Origin of the sequence: Pseudosulfitobacter pseudonitzschiae, from assembly GCF_002222635.1 — a bacterium.
GTDB lineage: Bacteria > Pseudomonadota > Alphaproteobacteria > Rhodobacterales > Rhodobacteraceae > Pseudosulfitobacter > Pseudosulfitobacter pseudonitzschiae_A.
In genome coordinates, this window is record NZ_CP022415.1 from 386,633 (window position 1) to 407,870 (window position 21,238).

Genomic DNA, 21,238 nt, shown 5'->3' on the forward strand with positions numbered 1-21,238 from the left:
GCTCCGATTTCCATGTTGCAATCAACGGCCCCTGCATCACGCGGGGGCCGTTTTTGGGTCAACCCTGTGTGTCCGCGGTGTCCGGTTCGACGCGAAACACAGCAAGATACAGCGCAGGCACGAAGAGCAGCGTGATGATCGTGCCGACGATAATCCCGCCCATCATCGCATAGGCCATCGGGCCCCAGAAAATCTGGCGCGAGATCGGGATCAGCGCAAGACTGGCCGCCGCTGCCGTCAGCAGGATCGGACGGGCGCGGCTGTCGCTGGCCTCGAACACTGCAGCCCAAGCGGTGCGGCCCTTCTTACGTAGCACTTCGATCTCGTGTACCAGAATGATCGAGTTGCGGATCAGGATGCCGACCAATGCCAGCACACCCAGAATGGCCACGAACCCCAGTGGCGCACCCGACAGCAACAGCGCTGCCACAACACCGATCAGACCCAGCGGGGCGGCACAAAGCACCACAAACCCCAAGCGAAAGCTTTGCATCTGGATCATGATCAGCACCAGCATGATCAGCATCATCAACGGCACGACCGTTGCAATTGGCCCTTGGCTTTCAGCGCTGGATTCAACCGATCCACCAACCTCGACGGCATAGCCGTAGGGCAGTTTGTCCCGGAATTCCGCGACCTGATCCACCAGATCGTTGACCACCGTGGCAGGCTGGTCATCGGTGGAAATCGACGCCATGACCGTAACGGTGGGCATCCGGCCCCGTTGATACAATACAGGCTGTTCAGTGCCATATTCAAAGGTCGCAACCGATTGCAGGGGAATGGTCACGCCACTTGGAATGTTCAGTTGCAATTCCTTCAGCGCCTCGACCGACTGGCGTGATGTGTCGTCGCCGCGTCCGATGATGTCGATCAGATAGGCTGCATCGCGCAGTTGCGTCACCCGCGTGCCGTCATAGACTGCATTCAGCGCCGCCGCGATGTCGCTGGACGAAATACCCAACTGACGCGCTTTGTCTTGCAGTAGGTTCACGCGCACCACGCGCGCCGGTTCGTTCCAGTCCATTACAGTGCTTTTGGTGCGCGGATCAGAGGATACAACAGCCGCCAGTTCACGGGCCAGATCGCGGACGTGGCTGATCTCTGGGCCGCTCAAACGGTATTGCACAGGGCGGCCGACGGGCGGGCCCACTTCCAGCAGCTTCACAAAGACGTCGGTGCCGGGAAAGCTGTCGGCGGCCTCGGTCTCGATGCGGGCACGCAGGGCGTCGCGTGACGCAACGGACGGTGTCTGGATCACGATTTGCGCGGTGTTCGGCCCCGGCGTCAGCACGTCATAAGCCAGAATGAACCGTGGTGCACCGCGCCCGATATAAGACGTCTGGAACAGAACGTTTTCGTCATCTTCCAGAAGGGTCTCCAGCCGTTCAACCTGCGACTTGGTTTCAGAGATTGACGCGTTTTGCGGCAGGGTCATGTCTACGATCAGTTCAGGACGGTCCGAGCTGGGGAAAAACTGGTTCTCGACCGATCCCAGCCCCCAGACCGACAGGGCAAAGGTCACAACCGTCACCCCGATGGTCACCCAGCGAAACCGCATGGCCGCGCGCAGGATGCGGTGAAAGCTGGACCGGACACGGCCCGGTTCTTGATTGTGGTGTTTCCATTTGGCGGGCAGAAAGGTGACCCCAAGCAGCGGCGCGAACAGGACCGCAACCACCCAGCTGACCAGCAGCGAAACGGCGATCACGACAAACAGAGAAAACGTAAATTCCCCCGCCGAGGACGAGTTCAGCCCGATGGGAATGAAACCGGCGACGGTGACCAGCGTGCCCGACAGCATCGGAAAGGCAATCGAGGTCCACGCATAGGATGCCGATTTTGTCAGGCTTTCGCCCTTTTCAAGCCGCGAAATCATCGTCTCGATGGCAATCATCGCGTCGTCCACCAGCAGACCCAGTGCAATGATCAGCGCCCCCAGCGAAATTCGCTGAAGGGTGAAGCCGAGATAATCCATGATGATAAATGTGATCGCCAGAACCAGTGGAATGGTCAACGTCACGACAAAGCCCGCGCGCATGCCCAGGCTGACAAAGCTGACCGCAAGAACGATAAGAACCGCTTCGATCAGGGCTTGAATAAAGTGGCCCACGGCCTCGTCCACCACGTGGGGCTGGTCGGCGACCTGATGAATTTCGACGCCCACGGGCAGGTCGGTCTGCACCTGTGCGATGACCTGTTCCAGTTCGGCACCGAAGTCGACGATATTGGCACCCGCACGCATGCCCACGGCCAGACCGATCGCCTCTTGGCCATTGTAGCGGAACAATTCTGACGGCGGGTCTTCGTACCCACGGCGAATGTCTGCCACATCGGTCAACCGGAAAAACCGGCCATCGACGCGCAGATTGATATCCTCAAGGCTGCCGGCGTCGGTGAACTGCCCGCCGATCCGCACCATCACCCGCTCGGGGCCCGCGTCGATCACGCCGCTGGGCAGGATCGCGTTTTGTGCCGCCAGCGTGGCCTGCACCGCCTGCTGGTTCAACCCCAGCGCGGCCAGTCGTTCGGTGGAATACTCCATATAGACCACTTCGTCGCGGGTGCCGAAAATGTTGATCTTGCCGGAATCGTCCAGTTGCTGGATCGCGCGGCGGGTCCGTTCGACATAATCGCGCACCTCGCGCGGGCTGAACCCGTCAGAGGTGAACGCGTAAAGGTTGCCAAACACATCGCCAAAGTCGTCGTTGAAAGCGAAACCCGAGAATCCGTCGGGAAATTCCCCGCGGATGTCGTTCATCATGTTGCGGACCTTTTGCCATGTCTGGGGCAACGTGTCGCCGCGCACGGTGTCTCGCAGGTTCACATAGACAATCGCTTCGCCTGGGCGGGTGATCGAACGGGTAAAATCAAGCTCGGCCAGATCCTCCAGCTTTTTCTCGATCCGGTCGGTGACTTGGGTGCGCGTCTCTTCCACATCGGCACCGGGCAGGGACGAGGCGATGACCATTGTTTTGATGGCAAAGTTGGGGTCTTCCTCGCGGCCGATGCTGAAATAGGCCATCGTTCCGGCAACGATCGATACGATCATCAGGAACCACACAAACGAGCGGTGTTGCAGCGCCCAGTCGGACAGGTTGAAACGGTTCATTGGGACACGCCGGGGCCAACGATCTGGCCCTCCTCAAGAGAATGGATACCTTTGGTGATGACTTCGTCACCTGCTGCGATGCCTTCGGTGATGCGCACACGAGGCCCGAATTGCGCCCCCAATGTGACAGCCTTGCGGTGCACTGTGCCGGTCTGGCCACCAGCGTCGCGCTGTACCACCCAAACGGCGGGCAAGCCGTCTGGGTCAAGTACGGCGTCGTGGTCAAGGGTGATGTCAGGGTTGGCGGTGGCGGCCAGACTGACATGTACCAGCGCACCCAGCCGAAAGCCTTCGGGCGGGTCTTGCAGGGTCAGGTGGACACGGCGCGTGCGGGTCGAGGATGCGGCCACCGGATCAATGCGCCGCAGGGTTGCCTTGGCGGTGACAGCGGGGTTCGCGGCCAGTGTGGCGTCGAACATCAAGCCCTCGTTTAGCGCTGCGGCGTCCCGTTCCACCACATCCAGCGTGATCTCGCGCATTTCGGTGCCAGCCAGCACCACAACCGCCTGACCCGAGGTAACAGAGGCGCCCGCTTCGGCGTTGGTTCGGGTGATCACGCCGTCTTGGGGGGCAGTCAGGGTTGCAAAGCTGCGCATGTCGCGGGCCTGTGCCAATGCAGCGCGGGCCTGCTCGACGGTGGCAAGTGCTGCGGTCAGGGCGCGTTCTGCATCTTCGAGACGCGTGGCGCTATCTGTACCGCTGTTCAACAAGGTGCGGGCGCGGTTCTCGGCATCGCGGGCCGCGCGCAATTGGGCTGTGGCCACTTGCACACCTGCTTCGGCGGCGCGCACGTTGGTGTCCAGATCTTCGGGATCAAGTCGCGCCAGAACATCCCCTTTGCTGACCAGATCGCCGGTTTCCACCGGGCGTTCGGCGATGGTGCTTGCCAGCAAAAACCCAAGATCGGTTTCGGCACGCGCGGCCACGATCCCCACAAAGCGGCTGCGGTAGCCTGCTGTGGTGTCCACGATTTCCGACACCACAGGACGCGGGGTCGGTTGCGCGGGTGTTGCGGTTTCCCCGGCCAGCACGGGGGCCGCGAGATTTGCCAACAGCGTCAGGACGAGGGCGGTTTTCATTGGTTGTCTCCAACTGCGCGCACGATCCGGCCGGGATAGAGCAGTTGCGCCCCGCGTCCCACCACCACTTCGTTTTCCTCCAACCCGCCCGACAGGATGATCCAGCCGGTCTGGTAGCGGTCTACGGTGATGGCCCGCAGCGCCACCGCCATTGTATCGGGGTCAACAACCCAAACCGCAGGACCATTCGCCGTGGCCGCCATTGCGGTATAGGGCAGGGCGATGCGAGGTGCGTCGGTCAGCGTCACGGTGCCACGGATGGCGTCGCCATAAGTGATGGACGGCACAGAGTCGGGGATGGTGATCTTGATCGCAACGGTGCCTGCTGCAGGGTCCACCAGCGGCGAGATTTCGCGAACTTTACCGGTGAACTGCACCTTGGGGTGGTCGATCAGGGCAAGGTCGATGTCCTTGACGGGGTGGGGCGTGGTTGTCAGCACTTCGGGTACGTCAAAGACTGCGTCGATCTTGCCACCCAAGGCTAGTTCCAGAACCGGTTGGGCCGCGCCCACGACCTGACCGGGTTCGGCCAGCCGCGCAATCACCGTGGCGTCCATCGGGGCGGTCAGTGTCGTGTCGTCCAGCGCCTTTTGCGCGCGATCAAGCTCGGCGTTGGCTTGGGTCAGCGCGCCCTCGGTGATACGCAGGGCGTCTTCGGCGCTGTCGCGGCTGATCCGCGTGGTGGCGCCGCGATCCAGCAAAGTGTTCTGGCGGTTCAGATCTTCGATGGCTTGCGCGTGGTTTGCCTTGGCGGTGGACAGGCCGGCCTGTGCGGCGCGCAAGGCCTGCGCCTGTTGCACGCTGTCCATCTGCGCCAGAACGGCACCCTGTTTGACGTGGTCGCCCTCTTCGGCTTGCAGTTGTGCGATACGACCGCCTGCGGGGAAGGATGCGCTGAGCGTGTTGCGCGCCACCACTTCGCCGGTCAGCGAAAAGGTCAGCGTCTGGGCGCTGCGGGTGGTGGTGAACAGTTCGACCGCCAGCGGTTCTTCGGCCTGCGCGCACGGGGCAGTCAGGGCCAGCGCCACACCTAGTGACAGGACGCAAAGGCCACGTGTGAGAAGCATCATGGCGTCACCTCTTCAAAGCAACAAGTATCGTTCATATTTGTCATCACCTTTTGCATCAAATTTGCAAAGATTTCGATTTCTTCGTCGTTCAGGCCGGTCAGTGCACGGAAACCTTCGGTTGCGGTGGCCATGACACGGGTCCGTAACGCGCGGCCTTCGTCAGTCAGGTCTAACAACCATGCGCGGCGGTCTTCCGGGTCACGGGTGCGCCGGATCAGACCGCTGTGTTCAAGCCGGTCGGCAATGGTGGTCAGAGTCGAAGGCAGAACCCGCATTTCATCAGCCAGCGCGCCCATGCGTTTGGGATCAGACAACCGCACCAGCATGTGCAGGTCGTGGCGCGGCAGGTTAAGTTCGAACTCGACGGCCTGCACCCGTGTGTCCAAAGCAGTGTTCAGCGACTGGATGCTGGTCGACAGAAAAATCTCTTTCGACATTTATGCGATCCTCGGGGTGGAAGGGGATTGAAGCGGGTGACGTCGATCATGGCAATTTTAATTCAGAATATGAAACATATTTTTCCCGAAGTAAATGGCACATCTTACCAGAAGTCCTGAAAAGTGACCGCTGTTAGACCCATGATTGAATGGCCGCTTCTCTATCGCGGCCTTTTTAGTACTTAGCCGGTTGTTGCAACCTTCCGTCCGTCCTTGCGCCATTCTGGCAACCCGCCCTCAAGCCGCCGGGCGGCCAAACCACGCTTGCGCAAAGCGGTCACCGCCTGATGGGCATAGATGCAGTAGGGGCCCCGGCAGTAGGCGACGATTTCCGTAGTCGGGTCGAGCGTTGGGAGGATCCGCTCCAGATCGGCCAGCGTCGCGTTGCGGGCACCGGGAATGTGCGCGCTCGCGTATTCGTCGGCGGGGCGCACGTCGAGAACCGTCACGGAACCTTCGGCAAGTCGCGCTGCAAGCTCATCGCGGCTAACCGGCTTAGGCGCCTCTTCACCTTCTGACAGACCGCGCAGTATCTGCTCGACCTTGGCAAGGTTCCGCTCGGCGAGCAAACGCAAGAGGTCCATCAGCTCCAGCGTATTCGTATCCGTCAGCTGGTAGATCACCGCTTTTCCTTCGCGGTGGCTGGTCACTAACCCAGACCGGCGCAACTGCTGCAAATGCTGGGAGCAGTTGGCGACGGTCAGCCCGGTCTTTTCCGCCAGACCTTCCACGCCCCGCTCTCCCTGAGCCAATTGTTCGAGCAGCATCAGCCGCCCCGGGGCGGACAGGGCGCGCGCAACGAGGGCGTACTCTTCGAGAAGGGCCATTTTGGGGCTGATTGACACAAGCTGTCTCCTGAGATTAGAACAATCAAGTGAGTAATTGAATGATAGCGAATCTTTCGCACTGTGCAACCCCAAGGGTCATAGTCATGTCCGAAACCATCCTTTCTGCCGAACCCGCGATCCGCCTGTCCATTTTTCTGGGCATTCTGGCGGCGATGGCGCTGTGGGAGGTCGCGGCCCCGCGGCGGCGGCGTGACATTCCGCGTGTGATCCGCTGGACCAACAACCTTGGTCTTGTGGTTCTGGATACCGTGATCCTGCGGCTGAGCTTTCCGATTGTCGCGGTGGGCCTTGCCGTCATGGCGGAGGACAAGGGCTGGGGTCTGCTCAACAACCTTGGCGTACCGGTTTGGCTGGCCATTATGGCTTCGATGTTGCTGCTCGATCTGGCGATCTATCTTCAGCACGTCATGTTCCACGCAATCCCCGCTCTCTGGCGGCTGCACAGGATGCACCACGCCGATCTTGATTTCGACACGACTACTGGGCTGCGGTTTCATCCCGTTGAAATCCTGATCTCGATGGGAATCAAGCTGGTTGTGGTCGCGGCCCTCGGCCCGCCCGCCATCGCAGTTCTGTTGTTCGAGGTGCTTTTGAACGCCACCGCGCTCTTCAATCACGCCAACATTGACCTGCCGCGGCCCGTTGACCGTATACTGCGCCTGTTCGTCGTGACACCCGATATGCACCGCGTCCACCATTCCGTCGACCCGCGCGAGACCAACTCGAATTACGGCTTCAACCTGCCGTGGTGGGACCGGCTGTTGGGCACCTATATCGCCCAGCCCGCCAAGGGGCATGAGGGCATGGCGATCGGGATCGAGCAGTTCCGCACGCGGCGCGATCTTTGGCTCGACTGGATGCTGATCCAACCTTTGCGCGGCCCCGCGTCGGGCCACGCGCTCGATCCACGCATTACCATGAAGGAACCCACCGAATGACGGAAAACCAGCTTCAACGTGGTATCCGCGAGAACAAGGGCCAGGTCGCGCATCAGTTGATCCAGGTGATGCTCGTGGGCTTCGCCATCGGCATGACCCGCACGGTTGTCCCCGCATTGGCCGAAAGCGAATTCGGGCTCGAACGGGGCTCGTTCTTGTTGCTGGCCTCCTTCGTCGTGGCCTTCGGCGCCGTCAAGGCGGTGATGAACTTTGTCGCCGGACGCTGGTCCGAGCGGATCGGGCGCAAGCGGGTTCTGTTCTGGGGCTGGGTCGTGGCGCTGCCGATTCCTGTGATGATCTGGTATGCGCCCGACTGGAACTGGATCGTGGTCGCTACGGTGCTGCTGGGCGTCAATCAGGGGCTCTGCTGGTCGATGACGCAGACGGCAAAGCTCGACGTCACCAAGGCCGAGGAACGCGGTCTGACAATGGGGCTGAACGAATTTTCGGGCTATGTGGGCGTGGCAATCGCGGGCATCCTGACTGCATATACAGCCGAAGCCTTGGGCGCGCGCGTGGGCCTGCTAATCTTCGGCATGGTCGTGGTGCTACTGGCGCTGGTTCTGACCGTGGTCTGGGTCAAGGATACGCTGCCATGGGCCATGGCCGAAACCGCCGCGCATAAGGCGACGCCACCAAATTCATTGCCGCGCTATCCGCAAGACGTTTCGGAAAACCCGACAACGGGCGAGGTGTTCGCACTGATGAGCTGGCGTGATCGGCGCCTCTTTGCGATCAGTCAGGCAGGGCTTGTCGAGAAGTTTGTTGATGCGCTGGTCTGGGCGCTGTTCCCCGTTTTCCTCGTGGGAAAGGGCGCAAGCCTGACCGAGGTCGGCTGGATCGTCGGCGTCTACGGTTTTGTCTGGGGCGGCTCGCAGTTGTTCGCCGGGCGGCTGTCGGACCATGTCGGACGATTCTGGCCCAATGTGCTGGGCATGTGGATCTGCGGTTCGGGCGTGGCGATGGTGGTGCTGGGTTCGGGCGCGCTCTGGTGGTCGGTCTCGGCAGGCGTGGCGGGCTTTGGCATGGCGCTGCTTTATCCGAACCTTTCGGCGGCAGTGGCCGACATCACGCCACCCGCGTGGCGCGGATCGGCCATCGGGGTCTACCGCTTCTGGCGCGATCTCGGCTATGCCATCGGCGCGCTTGGCCTTGGACTCGCCGCCAACCTGTCCGGGGCGGCCGAGGCGGCCTTCTGGTTCGTTGCGATTTCGATGTTCGTTTCCGGCGGCCTGCTGTTCTGGCTTGGCGCAGAAACGCACCCGCGTCTCAACCCCGCGCCTCGACCGGAACCCGCATCGACATGCGCACCCTGAACTGAGGATAAACCATGAAACATCTGATCCTTTTGAACGATCCGCCTTACGGCACCGAGCGCAGCTTTAACGGCTTGCGCATGGCCCACGCCTGGCCAGGAACGGCCCCGTGGCCGAGATCACCGTCTTCTTGATGGCCGACGCTGGCCGCCAACAAGGTGCTGGTGTTCTGATGGTGAAGACGCTCGCGCATACCGCCCGAGCACGCTTCGGGTCGCAGGACGGTCGAACGTTGTTGTCATGCAGAGCGGCTTCAATGGATGACGACAGGACGCGGCTTACAAACCTTAACTGTTAATCCGCGTTGAGACAGAAAGATCAGCGCACAAAGGATCAGACTGGTCGCCAATCAGGCAAAGGTCAGCCTGCTCTCTCGTTGCGGCGTCGGGCCAGTTCGCGGTAAAGCGCCTCGCGGGCGACGCCCAATTCATTCGCAACATCCTGCCAGTGGCCTTTCTGTGGCAGATGGTTTCCTTCCCCAAGCCACGCATCCAACCTGTCTGCTACCTTGGGCAGAGACCGAATTTCTGATCGGAATCGCGCTGCCTGAACCCCGCGGGCCAGCGTTGCGGCCCAGCTGGCGGCGAAACCTGCATCCGCTGCCAGAGCAGACAGGAAAACGGGTTTGGGCAGCGCCAGAACGACACAGTCCGTCGCGGCAGTCGCGTCGCAATGGTATCTGTCGGAATAGGCTGACGCTTCGGCCACGATCATGCCCGGCATCGCCCGTTGCAGAACCAGTTCCGCGCCATGCACCGTATGGCGGCACAAATGGACTTGCCCCGCATTTACCATGAACATCTCGGACACGGGCGCCGCGCTGCGGAACAGAACAGCTCCCGCTGAGAGTTGAACGGATCGTGATCCGGTGAACAGGGTTTCCAAGCCTTGCGACATGATTGCGATCATATGGCATGGGCAGCGGGCCTGCAATAAAGGTGCAACCGGAACCGCGAGAATAACCTATGAAACTGATCCCACTGACGTTGTTTGCTGTAACCTTGCCTTGCTTTACCTTTGCGCAGGAACTGACGGCCCACGGCAATTTCCGTCACATGATACACTCGGGCGAAACCGATGGCACGATTGCCCTCGACACGCTGACCGCCCCTTCAGCATGGGGTCTGGGCGCCATCGCCGGCCTGCGTGGTGAGATATTGATCCGTGACGGTGCAATCCTGGTCAGCCGTGGTGATGACGCGCACGCCCGTGTCGCGCCACCCGAGGCAGGTGAGGAAGCTGTCGTACTGGCCTATGGCACCGTTACGGACTGGCAGAAGATCGAGATCCCGCATGACATGGCGCCCGATCGTCTGACCCACTTCATTGAAATACAGGCGCAAAGCATCGGCCTTGATCTTGACGGCGGGTCTCCAATCCGCGTGCAGGGCAGCTTTCCCCATCTGGTCTGGCATGTGGTGACGGGCGAGGCATCGGCGCAAGGCGCAGATGGAGGGCATGGCAGGGGACATTCCAATATCCAGTCCGGGATGAACATCTACGACGAAGCGGGGACGACTGGCGAGATCGTTGGCGTTTACACGGGCGCCGCACTGGAGGGTATCGCCTCGCATCCGGGCAAGAAACTGCATCTGCATTTTGTCTCTTCGGACGGGATGCGTTCCGGCCATGTGGACGAGATCACGATCCCCGCAGGTGCTGCGCTGTTGCTTCCCAAAGCCCAGCAAGCCGCAGCGCTTGATCCCGCCGTGCATGATCCCGCTCCCGCCTTGCGTGAAGGCGGGCAATCAGCTTTTGCCGCGCTTCAGGAAATCACGGTCGCGCTGATGGCCGATCCCGCAACGGATTGGAGCAAGGTGGATATCGAAGCCCTGCGCCGTCACCTGATCGAAATGGACAACGTCACGCTGCGGGCCGATGTCACCCGCGAAAAGATCGACGAAGGGGCGCGTTTCGTCGTGACTTCCGCGAATCCTGACGTCACGGCTTCGATCCGCGCAATGGTGCCGGCGCATGTGGCCACAATGAACGGAGTGGAAGGCTGGGCTATGCAGGTTGAAGAGGTCGAGGGCGGCGTCATCATGACCGTCACCGGACCCGACACCGCACGCATTCGGGGGCTTGGCTTCATCGGTCTGATGACGGTTGGGATGCACCATCAGGCCCATCATATGGCGCTGGCTTCGGGCCGGAGCCAGCACGATCACTGAGGGTTTTCTGTGACGCAAATTGTCTTGACCCTTGCCGCGCTTTTCTTGCCATTGCTCGACACCCAAGCCGCGTTCACCGGCGAATTCGACTAGGTCGGTCGAATTCAGGGCGTGATGGAGTTTTTGGACAGGGCCAAGTGGCCGGACAGCGTCGCCGCCATCGAGGCGCTGAACTCACAGCTTTATTGTCCCCCGACACAGCCCCTGACGACCTTGGCGCAGGCACGGGCAGGCACACGCAACTATCTGCAAGATCTGCGGGACAGGATGCGCGCCCATATTGACGACGGCGCGGGCGTCATCGGTTCCGTCGATGTTGACCGCTCGGCCTTTTTCTATCCGGAGCAGTTTGATGCCTTGGCGGGTCGCAACGCTCAGGCGAACTGGCTGCGCCTGCAAGGTGCTGAAGATACGTCAGAATGACAACGTGATCGTCAGCTTTCGCCTATCCCGAATTCAGATCGAGCATCTGTGGAGAGATCATAGATTTCGCCTCGCTTCAGACGCCAAATCGCGCGCTGGGCGTGGCGTGAGCTAGTTCTGGCCAGTACCTGTGGTCATTCACAATATTCTCACATGATCGAATTTCGCACACTCAATAACAGCAACTCCGTCTTGGAACTTTCCCCATTTCCCAGGGCGGTGCAACATCACAAAGGAAAGCCCCTTCTGACCAAAAGGGGAAAAACTAAGGAATTTCCCCGCGCAACTGTTCCATGAGCAGATGCCGTTTTGCATCCTTGAAGTGGACCATTTCTCAAACGCCCTTCTGGACGAACGACCCTTCGAAAATGGGATGTCTGGCTCAATGCCGAACTCGAAGCCGGATTGCCTGAAAAGCAGATCTTGGGGCTGTTCTATGGTGAGGGGCCGGATTGGGGCAACGCCGGCTGGCGGGAGATGGCGGTGAGTGTCGGCAGTCACCTCAATCTTGTGATTCAGGCGCGATAGAATAAGCACTCAACCGATCCGGTCTTGGTGAAAGCCATCGCAGTGACCAGCCTTTGGACACTGACGTTCGGAACGCCATCCTTGGGTTTCGATGACTCCAAGCTACGACGCACTGTTTTCCTTGCGCAAAAGGATGACCGTTCCTGCGGGGTCAGAGGTCCAGTGTCCGGTCACGCCTGTCAGCGGCTCCAGTTCTTCGCGCTGCGGGCTACCCAAAACGGCAAGGGCCGCGTCAGGGTCTTCGTCGAACAGTTCGATCCAGACGTCGACCTGGCTCTGGTGCGGCACGCGATCAATCCAAAGGGTCATCGCCCCGAACTCAAAGCCGATGCTTTCCTCCAATTCGCGCGACACCGTCAGCCCGACACGGTCGCGGTAAAAGGCAACCGTATCACGCCAGCGATGCAGTGGAACCTTGATCGCGATATTCTTTCCAGGTCTCATTTTTCCGTTTCTCCTGTTATTTAACGCTTACTTGTAAAAACCGGCGCGCAGATTGATGCCGTGTTCCAGCCAAGCTTTCATCGCGCAAAGCATTCCGGTCCAACCCTCGCAGTTTCCCATGCACGCCTTCAGGCCGGTATCGGTCTCGGGCCAGCCAAATTCGCTGATCCGGACCAGCGTGCGCCCGTCCTCCAGTTGCTGAAAGTCCATCGTGACCGTGGTCCAGCTGCCCGGCGTGTAATCCGCCTCCCATTGTAGGACGATACGTTCATCGGGAATGACCTCTTGGACGAGGACCGGGAACGCACCAGGAAAATCATGGAAATCCCAAGTCACTTCCGCGCCGGTTTCTAGTCGGCCCCGCGCACCCCCGGTCGTGAAGTAATTCGACAAGAGATCCGGATCCACGACTGCTTCGAAGACTTCCCCGACAGGTTTCGCGATCCGCCCCGCTACGGTGAATTTCAACTCCATTGTGCGATTCCTCTTTTGTTTCGTACAATAATGTTATAAATTTATAACATGTCAACGGAAGAAAAATTCGACAGTCTTTTCAAGGCGCTCGGCCATAGAGTGCGACGGAAGATGCTTGACCGGCTACGTGATGGGCCCCAAACGACCGGCGCACTTTGCGAGGCGCTGCCTGAACTTGACCGCTGCACAGTCATGCAACATCTGTCCGTGTTGGAGAAAGCCGGATTGATCGCCATCGAGAGGCGTGGCCGCGAGCGCTGGAACCATCTGGATGCACTTCCGATCCATGATCTGCAACGGCGCTGGATCGGTCCCTATGCGGCCTACGCGGTTTCCATGTTGGGTGATCTCAGTGATGCGGTGGAAGGCGAAGTTGCCAGCGCAGAGTAAAGGATTGATGCTGGGGCGCGGCGGGCTCGAACTGGCCGTGCCAAAGTACCGTGATCGGGTTCTTAGCTTCGGACCAGATCAACAGGCCGTAAAGATGACCATACTAAGTTGCGCGAAGTCAGTCGGGCGGCGTGAAAGCTGGTCGCAGGGTTGAACCTGCTGGGCGGACCTGTAGCGCAACAGCGGATTGGTCCCGCCGCGAAAACCGGGGGAACCCGCGCAACGATTTTGCACGGGCTCGCGCGCCTGTAGATATCGCAAAACTTTGGTTTGCCGGGTGCGCGCGTGTCCGGTCTCCCCGAAATGCCGCCTTGCGGCGGCATTTTCTAATTTTTAATGGCCATTTCAAATGGATGAAATGGACAAGTTGGCCGCCCGAGCGGGTTTGTGGTTATAGACGGCTAACCGCGCAGGGCATGGTGCAGGATGACCGGAACGGCCAGATCTTCTTCGTCGCCCAGATGGCGATCCAGAAACGCACGGATCGCGCCGGTCTGTGTTATCAGCAGACCGGCTTCTTCGCGGGCGGCGGCTTTGTCCAACTGCACAAGCTTGATCACGCGGCTGCCGATGTGGCTGAAATCATCCAGTACACGGTCCAGTGCCTCGTGATCCTTTTCCAGTATCTCCAGCCCCGCATCAAAGCGCGGGTCCACCGCTGACAGTTCGGGAAAGAACGTGCGATCCTCGAAGTGATGGTGCCCATGCAAATTGCGCACCAGCGCAGTTCCATAGCGGCCCAGATGATCGGCAAAATCGTCCGGATCGTGATTGCGGTCTAGAAAGCCCTGTGTCTGGTCGTGCAAATGGTCTGCCAGCACGCGGAACTTTTCGTGGGCGCGCATCCACTGGCGGGTGGATTTGGCAAAATGCGGATTGGCCGCCCAGGCGTCACGGGGGTAGTCGTGCAGCAGCACACCCATTTCGGCAGGCATATCAGTTGTGCGGATGGGGATGAGATCGGTCATGGCGGTCTCCTTTCCCGACAACAGATAGGCAGGGTGGCGGGCGTTTTGATCTGCGCAAGAGCGCACAGATCGCAGGCGTCTGGCGCACTGACCTGCGCTTGATCTGCGGCCCGAAGGACACGAAAGCGCATGATTATTCTACAAACTCCATAGGGACGTTTTCTCTGCGGGCTGGTATGTCATAGAGAGGGCACAGCCGGGGGGCAGATATAACGGGACCGATTGATGTTCAAATACGCACCCGCAGCGCTGATCGCGCTGTTGCCCTTTTGCGCACAGGCGCAAGAGTACACACGTTTGGGCTTTGGCTATCTGCTCACAAATGATTTCATCGGTGACGGGCAGGACCGCTGGCGCACCGGTTCGGTCGCCTCGTCGCGCGTCTGGGGCAGGGGCTGGGACGGCGCATTACCTTCAGGCTTTGGCGATCTGATCGAATTGCGGCTGGGCGCCGAGATCATCGCGCCTGCCAATCTCGAAGCCCCCGATCCCGCCGACCGCCCTTATGCGGGGGCACTGTCGGTCGGGCTGCACAGCCACTTTCAGGCCTATGGGATGGACATGGCCGTGGGCGGTGATCTGGTTGTGGTGGGCCCATCAACGGGGTTGGACGCATTCCACGGCGCAATGCACGATGTCTTTGGCGGGCCAGATGTCTCCGACGCGACCCGTGCGGCGCAGATCGACAATGGAATATATCCCACACTGGTGGTCGAAGCCGGACGCAGATTTTCCTATGGCGACCGCGTCGTGCGTCCGTTTGTCGAAGGGCGTGCAGGGGCCGAAATGCTGGTGCGGGCCGGTGTCGATGTGCGCTGGGGCGGGTTAGAGCAGGGTGGCCTGCTGGTGCGCGATCCGGTCAGCGGCCAGCACTACCGCGCCATCGATGGCGGCGCGACCGGCTTTGGCTTTGTGCTGGGGGGCGACGTGACCCATGTGGCCGGAAGCGTGTTCCTGCCCGAAGATCGCGGATACAAGCCGCGCGACGCACGGGTGCGCGCCCGCGCAGGCATGGAATGGCGCGGCGAGAACGGCGGCGGCGTGTTTTATGGCCTGAGCTATCTGGGTCAGGAATTCGAGGGACAGGGCGAAGGGCAGTTCGTTGGCAGTTTTCGCGCGCACTTCCGGTTCTGAATGAGGTTGATCCTGCAACAGTTCGTAGATCAACATAAATAAACGCTATGCGCATCGAATCAGTTTTGATACGCTGATAGCAATAAAAAACTAAGAGGCAGGCAAGCAGGCAATGGGAACGGGCTTTCGTGGCACGTTTGTCATCTCCTGGTCGCAAACAGAAATAGACGGTCTTGAGGCCGCTCCGATGCAGTCCCTCAACGTAGGGGCGGCGTGGTCATGGTATGGTGATCCAGTGCGTGTGGATGGCCCGTCGGATATTTTGCGACTGGATGGTGCAGACGGTTCAGAGAATTTGCGCAAGCGGGCGGCACGTATGGTGCATCGCCTTGTGGGCGCGGCGTTGGATTATACGCCAGCGGATCATGTGAAATGGGACGAGGCGGCCCCGCTTCTGGACAGCAGTTTTGTTGTCACGGACGGCGCCCGCACATTTACAGTCACCTTGATCGAGGTCGGGCGCGGGGCGCAGCCGTTGCTGATGTTCCTGAACGATATTCCGCCACGCAACAGCGATCTTTGGGTGGTGCATCACACTTTGGGTGCCAATCGCGGCAATCCAACGGGGCGCGATGCGGGCGGAGTGATCTGCTTTACCCCCGGCACGTGGATCAGCACACCGGACGGGGCGCGGCTGATCGAAGAGTTGCGCGAAGGCGATCTGGTCCAGACCAAGGACAGTGGCGCGCAGCCGATCGAATGGGTGGGCAGCCGCCCGATGACCGGCGCGCGTTTGTTTGCCATGCCGCATATGCGGCCCATTCGCATTCGGGCAGGCGCCTTGGGCGTTGAACGCCCCGATGAATCGCTGCTGGTTTCCCCCGAACACCGGATGCTGGTAAAAGGCGATGTGGCGCAGGCGCTGTTCAACACGCCCGAAGTGCTGGTTGCGGCCAAAGACCTGATCAACGGGCGCACGATCACGGTGGATTTGCAGGTACCGCAAGTGACCTATGTGCATCTGATGTTGCCGTGCCACGAAATTCTGTGGGCCAATGGCGTCGAGACAGAAAGTTTTCATCCCGCCAATACGGCGTTGACCACGCTGGCCTCGGGCGACCGCACACGCCTGTTGGAGTGGTTTCCTGATCTGGACTATGATCCGCACATCTATGGCCGCTTTGCGCGGCGCAATCTGTCGGGGTCGGAAGCTGCGATCTTGCGGCACGCGGCTTAAGGGGGCGCTGCCCCCTGACCCCCGGGATAATTGGGGCCAAAAGAAGATTCAGGAGAAACCGGGAGTGCCTGTGTCGTCTGGCCTGCGGGCGAGGTGCTTGGTCTTGATCGTTCGCGAGGTGTCGCGGCTGCCGTCGTGGCTGTAACCGGGGGCGGCAAAGGCGTATTTCAGACGTTGGCCCGCGGTCAGGCCGGGTTGGGTCACGTCGCGCCAGATGCCGATCCATTCGTGAAAGGCCACGCGAAGCGGGTTGAACGTTCCCAGATTCTGCACCAGCCCGTAATCGGGCTTGTCGCTGTCCTGTTCGGGGACAAAGGTTCCGAACAACTTGTCCCAAATGATAAAAACGCCAGCGTAGTTGGCATCAAGGTAGCGGGCGTTGCGTCCGTGGTGGACGCGGTGATGGCTGGGCGTGTTCATCACCGCTTCGAACCAGCGGGGCAGGCGGCTGATCGCTTCGGTGTGAATCCAGAACTGGTAAATCAGATTCAGGCCGCCGACGAACAAGACCATCGCAGGGTGGAACCCCAGCAGGATCAGCGGCGTGCGTACAATCATCATGAAGGTGAATGTGCCTGTCCACGTCTGGCGAAGTGCTGTGGTCAGGTTGTAGTGCTGGGATGAATGGTGGTTGACGTGGCTGGCCCAGACCCAGCGGATGCGGTGGCCAAAGCGGTGGACCCAGTAATACCGCAGGTCGTCCAGCACGAAACACAGCGCAATCACCCAAAGGCTGTTGCCCAGATCCAGCGGGGTCAGCGCCCAGAGCCACATGAAAAATGCGTAAGCGACAAACCCCAGCAGGATGCCCGAGGCCACATTGCCTGCACCCATCACCAGCGACGTCAGCGCGTCGCGTGTCTCATAGCGACCGCCGCGACCTTTGATCACGATCCATGCAAGTTCGGCCACGATGGCCGCGATGAAAAAGGGTACGGCCAGTTGAACGACATCGGGATAGGTCATGAGGTGGCTCCGGTGAGGGCTTTGCGCCATGTGCGGCGTTCGGTGTCTGTCAGCACCAGCGTGATGCGTGGCGCGGCGGGGTCGCGCAGGGTCAGCCTCAGACCCTTGGCCGTGTCGGCAATGCGCGGTGCGATCAGTTGGCGTGCGGTGGTGTTTGCACCGACCGCCCAGACCAGCCCTGCGCCATTCTCGGTTTGGATCAGAGCGGCACGGCCAGAGGCCGTCACCGTAATCTCTTGAGGCTCTGCATCGGGGTATTCGCGCAGCCATCCGGCCCGTGCGCTGTCTTCGCCCAGCGGTGTGATCTGCGACAGGCCCAGCAGATGCAGCGCCAACGCAATGCTGGCGATGCCGCCGATAACGAGGATCAGCAGAAGATACAGTGGCATGGGGCACCTTCCCGAGCGTTTTATCCGGATCATATCAGCGGACACAAGCGGGAGGCGTCAAGTGCGGCGTAGGGTCAACAAGATGCGCAAAAGGCCGGATCGGGCATCGCGCTAGGTCCGGTGGGAGACAGAAATGCTGAGCGAATTGGCCCCGTTTCCGATCAGGGTCCGGGCCTGCGCAGACAGATCGAGAAATGCCGCAGCCCCTTCAAGATCGCGAAACACGTCAGCGTTGATCAGGGGGCAATTGCCCAGCAAGGTCGTGAACATCCGCCCCATGCCAAAACCCAGATCACCCGGTGCCAGCAACGCAAGGCGCACTTCTACGCCGACTTTCTGGCGAAAGGCCTTGGTGTTTTCCGCCATCATACTGACGTCGGAATATGTCAGCTCGTTCGTTTCAGTGCCCCGGAAATCCTGAAGGACGTCGAATGCAGGGTCATAATCGGGCACATTCCGATAGCCCGTCATCATGGCGTAGAGCTCAGACCTGGTCAGGTTGCCCCAATAGCGCAACCATATCAATTTATGCTCGGGAAAGGCCCGACAATCACATGGCACAACGGGTCACCCGGTAAGGACAGCAAGCCATCAATATCATAATATCCGACGGTGCCCAAGCCCCGGGATGTGCCGTTGGCCATTGTCGTGCGCCGCAGGGCCGCACAGTCATTTGCCAGTCAGCGACTGCCCCGTCAGTTCGGCAATGATGGCCTTGGCGCTGTCCGAATTCCACTCGGCGTCGCCGCGCAGGCGGGCGATTTCTCGGCCTTCGGGGTCTATGATCACGGTGATTGGCAGGCCGAAAATTCCCATCTGCGAGGCCACTGCCTGTTTGGGGTCCTGATGGCGGGGCAGGTTGTCGATTTGCATGTCGGCAAAGAATTTCTTGATGCCTTCGGGGGAATTGCGACCCGCGGCCAGTGTCAGCACTTCGAAATCATCGCCACCGAATTGCGTTTGCAGCTCTGACAGCATTGGCATTTCCTTGCGACATGGCGCGCACCATGTGGCCCAGAAGTTCAGCAAAACCCATTTGCCTCGATGATCTTCCAGCGTTGCGGTGCCGCCACCGTCCTGCAATTGGAATGCGGCTGTGGATGTGGCTTGGGGGGTGTCATGGAACACCAGTTTCTTCATTGATCCGTCGCGCAGGCCCATTGCGGTCTGTACATCGGCAAGGGCAGTATTTGCACCCAAGGCAAGGGCCGTATACACGAGCGCAGCAAAGAGTTTCTTCATATTCCCTCCAAAGGTCCAAACCATGACAGACAAGACTGCAAACACCATGTGGGGCGGCCGCTTTGCCGCCGGCCCGGACGCGATCATGGAGGCGATCAATGCCTCGATCGGGTTCGACCAACGGATGGCGGCGCAGGACATTGCAGGCTCGCGCGCCCATGCCGCAATGCTGGGTGCGGTGGGCATTATCACTACTAGTGATGCCGAGACCATTCGGGAAGGGCTACTCACGGTCTTGTCAGAGATCGAGGCAGGGACTTTTGAATTTTCCACCGCACTCGAAGACATTCACATGAACGTCGAGGCGCGGCTGAAAGAGGTGATCGGTGAGCCGGCGGGGCGACTGCACACAGGCCGCAGCCGGAATGATCAAGTTGCGACCGATTTCAAACTGTGGGTCCGCGATCAGCTGGACGCCGCCGAGGCGGGTCTGCTGGCGCTGATCGACGCGCTGCTGGCGCAGGCCGAAGCGGGGGCCGATTGGGTGATGCCCGGTTTCACCCACCTGCAAACCGCGCAGCCGGTGACCTGGGGCCATCACATGATGGCCTATGTCGAAATGCTGGGCCGCGATCTGAGCCGTGTGCGCGATGCGCGGGCGCGGATGAATGAATGCCCCTTGGGGGCTGCGGCACTGGCGGGCACCTCGTTCCCCATCGACCGCGAGATGACGGCGCAGGCGCTGGGCTTTGACCGGCCTGCGGCAAACTCGCTGGATGCTGTCAGCGACCGCGATTTCGCGCTGGAATTTCTGGGTGTGGCCAGCATCTGCGCCATGCACCTCAGCCGGTTCGCCGAAGAACTGGTGATCTGGTCGTCGGCGCAGTTCCGGTTCGTAACCCTCTCCGACCGGTTCAGCACCGGATCGTCGATCATGCCGCAAAAGAAGAACCCCGATGCCGCCGAGCTGATCCGCGCCAAGGTGGGCCGGATCATGGGGGCCAACGTGGGCCTGATGATGGTGATGAAGGGGCTGCCGCTGGCCTATTCCAAGGACATGCAGGAAGACAAGGAACAGGTGTTCGACGCCGCCGACAACTGGATGCTGGCGCTGGCCGCTATGGAGGGCATGGTGCGCGACATGACCGCCAACCGCGAAAGCCTCGCCGCCGCTGCGGGTGCCGGTTTCAGCACCGCAACCGATCTGGCCGACTGGCTGGTGCGGGTTCTGGGCATGCCGTTCCGCGATGCACACCACGTTACTGGTTCGCTGGTCGCGATGGCCGAAGCCAAGGGCTGCGATCTGCCCGATCTCAGCCTTGCCGATATGCAATCCGTTCACAGTGACATCACGGACGCTGTCTTTGATGTGTTGGGGGTGCAAAATTCGGTGAATTCGCGTATGTCTTATGGTGGAACGGCCCCCGCGCAGGTGCGCGCGCAGGTCAAACGCTGGCGCGAGGTGTTGAAATGATCCGAACAATTGCTGCATTGTCCCTGTTGGCGCTTGCAGCCTGTGGTGCCGACGGCGAACCCGTGCAACCGACGATGAACGCGGGTATCAGTCTGGGCACGTCCGGTGTCGGAACTCATGTCGGCTTGGGGCTGCGCAAAGGGCCGCTAACTTTGGGGTATCGTGTGAAATGATCCGTATTTTTGTATTTTTGACCGCCATCGCTGGGTTGGCTGCCTGTGATCCCGGCGCATCATCGCGTGAGGCACAGCGCGCACCCAACGACCGCCAGCAACCTTCGGTGACCGAACCGGGGTTGCATGTGTCCGGATTTGCCAAAGTCGGTGTGGTCAAGACGTTCTGATGTCAGCGCTGCGCGGTGTGTATCTGGCTCTGGCGATCTGGGGTGCGGTGCATCCGATGTATTGGTTCGTGACGTGGTTTCGCAAAAACGGCTTTGACATCGGGCTGATGGTGGACGCATGGCATGTCAATGCCGCGTCCAGCGGGCTGGTCTGGGATCTGACGATTGCCGCGATCACCCTGACCGTTTGGATTTGCTCCGAAGTTTGGGTGCGTCGCAACTGGCTGGCGCTGATCGCCATTCCCGCCACGTTTTGCATCGGGGTCAGTTGCGGTTTGCCGCTTTATCTGTTCTTGCGGACGCGGGCCATAACGTGATCCCGCCCTCTGAATGGTCTCTGATTTGAGCGATTTCAGAAACAGTCCTGCCAAATTT

General features: G+C 60.4%; 24 protein-coding genes. 11 read left to right on the top strand and 13 right to left on the bottom strand.

What is annotated here, in order from left to right; genetic code table 11:
- Positions 1-58: 58 nt before the first annotated feature.
- The 5 genes from SULPSESMR1_RS01740 to SULPSESMR1_RS01760 form a co-directional block, all read right to left on the bottom strand.
- Positions 59-3,112 carry an efflux RND transporter permease subunit gene (locus SULPSESMR1_RS01740; protein WP_089419279.1) on the bottom strand — a complete coding sequence of 1,018 codons (3,054 nt, stop codon included), beginning with the start codon at positions 3,110-3,112 and terminating at the stop codon, positions 59-61.
- Entirely contained in the window at positions 3,109-4,191 is a 1,083-nt protein-coding gene (locus SULPSESMR1_RS01745; RefSeq protein WP_089419280.1) for an efflux RND transporter periplasmic adaptor subunit, read from the bottom strand. The genes SULPSESMR1_RS01740 and SULPSESMR1_RS01745 overlap by 4 nt, the downstream gene beginning before the upstream one ends.
- On the bottom strand, positions 4,188-5,261 hold the full coding sequence (locus SULPSESMR1_RS01750) for an efflux RND transporter periplasmic adaptor subunit (RefSeq protein ID WP_089419281.1): 1,074 nt from the start codon (positions 5,259-5,261) through the stop codon (positions 4,188-4,190). The genes SULPSESMR1_RS01745 and SULPSESMR1_RS01750 overlap by 4 nt, the downstream gene beginning before the upstream one ends.
- Positions 5,258-5,698, bottom strand: a complete 441-nt coding sequence (locus tag SULPSESMR1_RS01755) for a MarR family winged helix-turn-helix transcriptional regulator (protein ID WP_089419282.1) — start codon at positions 5,696-5,698, stop codon at positions 5,258-5,260. Before SULPSESMR1_RS01755 ends, SULPSESMR1_RS01750 begins: the two co-directional genes overlap by 4 nt.
- A gap of 182 nt (positions 5,699-5,880) precedes the next feature.
- The gene (locus SULPSESMR1_RS01760) at positions 5,881-6,543 is read right to left on the bottom strand and encodes an ArsR/SmtB family transcription factor (protein ID WP_198362835.1); all 663 of its coding nucleotides are present in this window, start codon (positions 6,541-6,543) and stop codon (positions 5,881-5,883) included.
- Between the two features lie 86 nt (positions 6,544-6,629).
- On the opposite strand from SULPSESMR1_RS01760, the gene SULPSESMR1_RS01765 reads away from it, so the two are divergent.
- Positions 6,630-7,484, top strand: coding sequence for a sterol desaturase family protein (locus SULPSESMR1_RS01765; RefSeq protein WP_089419284.1), 855 nt, complete (start codon positions 6,630-6,632; stop codon positions 7,482-7,484).
- Positions 7,481-8,800 (top strand): MFS transporter, encoded by a 1,320-nt coding sequence (locus tag SULPSESMR1_RS01770; RefSeq protein ID WP_089419285.1) that lies wholly within the window; start codon positions 7,481-7,483, stop codon positions 8,798-8,800. Before SULPSESMR1_RS01765 ends, SULPSESMR1_RS01770 begins: the two co-directional genes overlap by 4 nt.
- A 360-nt stretch (positions 8,801-9,160) precedes the next feature.
- Here SULPSESMR1_RS01770 and SULPSESMR1_RS01775 read toward each other — a convergent pair whose 3' ends face one another.
- Positions 9,161-9,697 (bottom strand): Crp/Fnr family transcriptional regulator, encoded by a 537-nt coding sequence (locus SULPSESMR1_RS01775; RefSeq protein ID WP_157728955.1) that lies wholly within the window; start codon positions 9,695-9,697, stop codon positions 9,161-9,163.
- Between the two features lie 68 nt (positions 9,698-9,765).
- On the opposite strand from SULPSESMR1_RS01775, the gene SULPSESMR1_RS01780 reads away from it, so the two are divergent.
- Both SULPSESMR1_RS01780 and SULPSESMR1_RS01785 read left to right on the top strand, forming a co-directional pair.
- Positions 9,766-10,971 (top strand): acetolactate decarboxylase, encoded by a 1,206-nt coding sequence (locus SULPSESMR1_RS01780; protein ID WP_089419287.1) that lies wholly within the window; start codon positions 9,766-9,768, stop codon positions 10,969-10,971.
- A 111-nt stretch (positions 10,972-11,082) separates the two neighbouring features.
- On the top strand, positions 11,083-11,394 hold the full coding sequence (locus SULPSESMR1_RS01785; protein WP_157728956.1) for a hypothetical protein: 312 nt from the start codon (positions 11,083-11,085) through the stop codon (positions 11,392-11,394).
- Between the two features lie 630 nt (positions 11,395-12,024).
- Here SULPSESMR1_RS01785 and SULPSESMR1_RS01795 read toward each other — a convergent pair.
- A complete protein-coding gene (locus tag SULPSESMR1_RS01795) occupies positions 12,025-12,366 on the bottom strand; it encodes a hypothetical protein (RefSeq protein WP_089419290.1) in 342 nt (113 codons plus the stop codon).
- Between the two features lie 27 nt (positions 12,367-12,393).
- The gene (locus SULPSESMR1_RS01800) at positions 12,394-12,840 is read right to left on the bottom strand and encodes an SRPBCC family protein (RefSeq protein ID WP_089419291.1); all 447 of its coding nucleotides are present in this window, start codon (positions 12,838-12,840) and stop codon (positions 12,394-12,396) included.
- Between the two features lie 48 nt (positions 12,841-12,888).
- On the opposite strand from SULPSESMR1_RS01800, the gene SULPSESMR1_RS01805 reads away from it, so the two are divergent.
- Positions 12,889-13,230: an ArsR/SmtB family transcription factor gene (locus SULPSESMR1_RS01805; RefSeq protein ID WP_089419292.1), complete on the top strand. Its 342-nt coding sequence runs from the start codon at positions 12,889-12,891 to the stop codon at positions 13,228-13,230.
- A gap of 401 nt (positions 13,231-13,631) precedes the next feature.
- Here the strand turns inward: SULPSESMR1_RS01805 and SULPSESMR1_RS01810 are convergent, their stop codons facing one another.
- Complete coding sequence (locus SULPSESMR1_RS01810; RefSeq protein WP_089419293.1) at positions 13,632-14,198, bottom strand: hemerythrin domain-containing protein; 567 nt, start codon at positions 14,196-14,198, stop codon at positions 13,632-13,634.
- Between the two features lie 225 nt (positions 14,199-14,423).
- Here SULPSESMR1_RS01810 and SULPSESMR1_RS01815 point away from each other — a divergent pair, with 225 nt between their 5' ends.
- Positions 14,424-15,332, top strand: a complete 909-nt coding sequence (locus SULPSESMR1_RS01815) for a lipid A-modifier LpxR family protein (protein WP_089419294.1) — start codon at positions 14,424-14,426, stop codon at positions 15,330-15,332.
- Positions 15,333-15,444: 112 nt separating this feature from the next.
- On the top strand, positions 15,445-16,509 hold the full coding sequence (locus tag SULPSESMR1_RS01820) for a Hint domain-containing protein (protein ID WP_089419295.1): 1,065 nt from the start codon (positions 15,445-15,447) through the stop codon (positions 16,507-16,509).
- A gap of 48 nt (positions 16,510-16,557) precedes the next feature.
- On the opposite strand, the gene SULPSESMR1_RS01825 is transcribed toward SULPSESMR1_RS01820, so the two are convergent.
- From SULPSESMR1_RS01825 to SULPSESMR1_RS01840, 4 genes are all read right to left on the bottom strand, one after another.
- The gene (locus tag SULPSESMR1_RS01825) at positions 16,558-17,475 is read right to left on the bottom strand and encodes a sterol desaturase family protein (RefSeq protein WP_089419296.1); all 918 of its coding nucleotides are present in this window, start codon (positions 17,473-17,475) and stop codon (positions 16,558-16,560) included.
- On the bottom strand, positions 17,472-17,864 hold the full coding sequence (locus SULPSESMR1_RS01830; RefSeq protein ID WP_089419297.1) for a hypothetical protein: 393 nt from the start codon (positions 17,862-17,864) through the stop codon (positions 17,472-17,474). The genes SULPSESMR1_RS01825 and SULPSESMR1_RS01830 overlap by 4 nt, the downstream gene beginning before the upstream one ends.
- A 111-nt stretch (positions 17,865-17,975) precedes the next feature.
- Positions 17,976-18,338, bottom strand: coding sequence for a hypothetical protein (locus SULPSESMR1_RS01835; protein WP_089419298.1), 363 nt, complete (start codon positions 18,336-18,338; stop codon positions 17,976-17,978).
- 195 nt (positions 18,339-18,533) lie between these two features.
- Entirely contained in the window at positions 18,534-19,106 is a 573-nt protein-coding gene (locus SULPSESMR1_RS01840) for a TlpA disulfide reductase family protein (RefSeq protein ID WP_089419299.1), read from the bottom strand.
- Positions 19,107-19,128: 22 nt separating this feature from the next.
- Between SULPSESMR1_RS01840 and argH the strand changes: the two genes are divergently transcribed.
- Genes argH through SULPSESMR1_RS01850 form a run of 4 tightly spaced genes read left to right on the top strand, consistent with a single transcriptional unit; the run spans position 19,129 to position 21,180 of the window.
- Entirely contained in the window at positions 19,129-20,520 is a 1,392-nt protein-coding gene (argH, locus tag SULPSESMR1_RS01845; RefSeq protein WP_089419300.1) for an argininosuccinate lyase, read from the top strand.
- A complete protein-coding gene (locus SULPSESMR1_RS25170; RefSeq protein ID WP_198362836.1) occupies positions 20,517-20,693 on the top strand; it encodes a hypothetical protein in 177 nt (58 codons plus the stop codon). The genes argH and SULPSESMR1_RS25170 overlap by 4 nt, the downstream gene beginning before the upstream one ends.
- The gene (locus tag SULPSESMR1_RS25175; protein ID WP_198362837.1) at positions 20,690-20,863 is read left to right on the top strand and encodes a hypothetical protein; all 174 of its coding nucleotides are present in this window, start codon (positions 20,690-20,692) and stop codon (positions 20,861-20,863) included. The genes SULPSESMR1_RS25170 and SULPSESMR1_RS25175 overlap by 4 nt, the downstream gene beginning before the upstream one ends.
- Positions 20,863-21,180 (top strand): DUF2834 domain-containing protein, encoded by a 318-nt coding sequence (locus SULPSESMR1_RS01850; RefSeq protein ID WP_089419301.1) that lies wholly within the window; start codon positions 20,863-20,865, stop codon positions 21,178-21,180. The genes SULPSESMR1_RS25175 and SULPSESMR1_RS01850 overlap by 1 nt, the downstream gene beginning before the upstream one ends.
- The last annotated feature ends 58 nt before the right edge of the window (positions 21,181-21,238 follow it).

Bases quoted from the DNA above. Each gene is read 5' to 3' on its own strand.
- SULPSESMR1_RS01740 (WP_089419279.1), bottom strand. From the start codon at position 3,112: ATGAACCGTTTCAACCTGTCCGACTGGGCGCTGCAACACCGCTCGTTT.
- SULPSESMR1_RS01745 (WP_089419280.1), bottom strand. From the start codon at position 4,191: ATGAAAACCGCCCTCGTCCTGACGCTGTTGGCAAATCTCGCGGCCCCC.
- SULPSESMR1_RS01750 (WP_089419281.1), bottom strand. From the start codon at position 5,261: ATGATGCTTCTCACACGTGGCCTTTGCGTCCTGTCACTAGGTGTGGCG.
- SULPSESMR1_RS01755 (WP_089419282.1), bottom strand. From the start codon at position 5,698: ATGTCGAAAGAGATTTTTCTGTCGACCAGCATCCAGTCGCTGAACACT.
- SULPSESMR1_RS01765 (WP_089419284.1), top strand. From the start codon at position 6,630: ATGTCCGAAACCATCCTTTCTGCCGAACCCGCGATCCGCCTGTCCATT.
- SULPSESMR1_RS01770 (WP_089419285.1), top strand. From the start codon at position 7,481: ATGACGGAAAACCAGCTTCAACGTGGTATCCGCGAGAACAAGGGCCAG.
- SULPSESMR1_RS01775 (WP_157728955.1), bottom strand. From the start codon at position 9,697: ATGTCGCAAGGCTTGGAAACCCTGTTCACCGGATCACGATCCGTTCAA.
- SULPSESMR1_RS01780 (WP_089419287.1), top strand. From the start codon at position 9,766: ATGAAACTGATCCCACTGACGTTGTTTGCTGTAACCTTGCCTTGCTTT.
- SULPSESMR1_RS01795 (WP_089419290.1), bottom strand. From the start codon at position 12,366: ATGAGACCTGGAAAGAATATCGCGATCAAGGTTCCACTGCATCGCTGG.
- SULPSESMR1_RS01800 (WP_089419291.1), bottom strand. From the start codon at position 12,840: ATGGAGTTGAAATTCACCGTAGCGGGGCGGATCGCGAAACCTGTCGGG.
- SULPSESMR1_RS01805 (WP_089419292.1), top strand. From the start codon at position 12,889: ATGTCAACGGAAGAAAAATTCGACAGTCTTTTCAAGGCGCTCGGCCAT.
- SULPSESMR1_RS01810 (WP_089419293.1), bottom strand. From the start codon at position 14,198: ATGACCGATCTCATCCCCATCCGCACAACTGATATGCCTGCCGAAATG.
- SULPSESMR1_RS01815 (WP_089419294.1), top strand. From the start codon at position 14,424: ATGTTCAAATACGCACCCGCAGCGCTGATCGCGCTGTTGCCCTTTTGC.
- SULPSESMR1_RS01820 (WP_089419295.1), top strand. From the start codon at position 15,445: ATGGGAACGGGCTTTCGTGGCACGTTTGTCATCTCCTGGTCGCAAACA.
- SULPSESMR1_RS01825 (WP_089419296.1), bottom strand. From the start codon at position 17,475: ATGACCTATCCCGATGTCGTTCAACTGGCCGTACCCTTTTTCATCGCG.
- SULPSESMR1_RS01830 (WP_089419297.1), bottom strand. From the start codon at position 17,864: ATGCCACTGTATCTTCTGCTGATCCTCGTTATCGGCGGCATCGCCAGC.
- SULPSESMR1_RS01835 (WP_089419298.1), bottom strand. From the start codon at position 18,338: ATGATGACGGGCTATCGGAATGTGCCCGATTATGACCCTGCATTCGAC.
- SULPSESMR1_RS01840 (WP_089419299.1), bottom strand. From the start codon at position 19,106: ATGAAGAAACTCTTTGCTGCGCTCGTGTATACGGCCCTTGCCTTGGGT.
- argH (WP_089419300.1), top strand. From the start codon at position 19,129: ATGACAGACAAGACTGCAAACACCATGTGGGGCGGCCGCTTTGCCGCC.
- SULPSESMR1_RS25170 (WP_198362836.1), top strand. From the start codon at position 20,517: ATGATCCGAACAATTGCTGCATTGTCCCTGTTGGCGCTTGCAGCCTGT.
- SULPSESMR1_RS25175 (WP_198362837.1), top strand. From the start codon at position 20,690: ATGATCCGTATTTTTGTATTTTTGACCGCCATCGCTGGGTTGGCTGCC.
- SULPSESMR1_RS01850 (WP_089419301.1), top strand. From the start codon at position 20,863: ATGTCAGCGCTGCGCGGTGTGTATCTGGCTCTGGCGATCTGGGGTGCG.